Source organism: Streptomyces sp. XY431 (assembly GCF_001279805.1).
GTDB classification, from domain to species: Bacteria; Actinomycetota; Actinomycetes; order Streptomycetales; family Streptomycetaceae; genus Kitasatospora; species Kitasatospora purpeofusca.
The window spans coordinates 1-424 of the sequence record NZ_LGDO01000332.1 but is presented as its reverse complement, the minus strand read 5'-3'; the positions used below and the strand labels follow the sequence as shown (position 1 = coordinate 424).

The window sequence follows — 424 nt, the reverse complement described above, 5'->3', positions numbered from 1 at the left end:
CTGGCCGGGCACGCCGGCGCGCTGGGGGCCGCCGCTGTGCCGACCGGGGGGGCGGGGGAGGCCGGGGCGGGGGGGACGGGGACGGGAGCGGCGGCCACGGTGGCCGCGTACGTCTCGGTGGGCGCCGAGCCCGGCACCCGCCCGCTGCTGGACGCGCTGCGGGCACGCGGGCTGCGGGTGCTGCTTCCGGTCCTGTTGGCCGACAACGACCTGGACTGGGCGGAGTACGCGGGGCCGGCGGCGCTGGCCCCGGCCGGGCGCGGCCTGCTGGAGCCGGTCGGCGAGCGGCTCGGCCCGGAGGCGGTGACCGGGGCCGGGCTGGTGCTGCTGCCGGGGCTGGCGGTGGACCGGCGGGGGCTGCGGCTGGGGGGGGGGGGGGGGTCGTTCGACCGGGGGCTGGGCCGGGTGGGGGGGGCCGGGGGCC

1 protein-coding gene is annotated in these 424 nt (G+C 84.0%); it reads left to right on the top strand.

The features are described from left to right. The coding region (locus ADK60_RS24925) for a 5-formyltetrahydrofolate cyclo-ligase (RefSeq protein ID WP_502687455.1) at positions 1-424 on the top strand (424 nt) is incomplete at its 3' end.